The following is a 220-nucleotide window of genomic DNA, read 5'->3' on the forward strand; positions in this document are numbered from 1 at the left end:
TCTCTTCTGATTCTATCTTAACTCCCATGCTCGTTCCTACCATTCCCATTACACCGCCCCAAGAAGCTCAATTTTTAGCGCTTATGCAAACCTTTCAAAATGCTGTCAATGCCTATCTGACAAATCCAACCATACCTAACAACACGGCATTACGAAATAGTATGACAAATTTATACAATTTTCTTGTGAATGAATTTCCCACACAACAAGGACGCGATGC

The 220-nt window shown here is 40.0% G+C and carries 1 protein-coding gene; it reads left to right on the plus strand.

The window, feature by feature from the left end:
• On the plus strand, window positions 1-220 hold a 220-nt coding region (locus JDS99_RS31630), incomplete at both ends, for a collagen-like repeat preface domain-containing protein (protein ID WP_199696556.1).

Source organism: Bacillus cereus group sp. N6 (assembly GCF_016483705.1).
GTDB lineage: Bacteria > Bacillota > Bacilli > Bacillales > Bacillaceae_G > Bacillus_A > Bacillus_A wiedmannii.